This window comes from Mesorhizobium sp. M5C.F.Ca.ET.164.01.1.1 (assembly GCF_004792125.1).
Lineage (GTDB): Bacteria > Pseudomonadota > Alphaproteobacteria > Rhizobiales > Rhizobiaceae > Mesorhizobium > Mesorhizobium wenxiniae.
Genome location: NZ_SRTG01000495.1, coordinates 1 through 299, shown reverse-complemented (window position 1 = coordinate 299; position 299 = coordinate 1). Strand labels below are relative to the sequence as shown.

At 58.9% G+C, this 299-nt stretch carries 1 pseudogene; it reads left to right on the top strand.

What is annotated here, in order from left to right:
• Positions 1-160, top strand: a pseudogene (locus EN807_RS34440) (ABC transporter ATP-binding protein); the annotation flags it as partial.
• Positions 161-299: the final 139 nt, after the last annotated feature.

Sequence of the window (299 nt, the reverse complement as noted above, 5' to 3'; positions counted from 1 at the left end):
CAACGGTCCCGCAGCTCACATCGGCGAAGTGCTCGAGGTGCCGCTGGCACGCCCGCGCAACCGTATCGAGCTTGCATCCGACAAGACCTACCTCAAATGCCGCGAGGCCGTGCTGAAGTTCCTTTATGAACGTCACCGCTTCGTCGAAGCCGCGGAGTAACGACCATGACGCAGAAACTCGTCATCATCGGTAATGGCATGGCGCCGGGGCGCATGCTGGAAAACCTGTTCGAAACCGCGCCCGGCCTCTACGATGTCACCATTTTCAACGCTGAGCCGCGTGTTAATTACGATCGCAT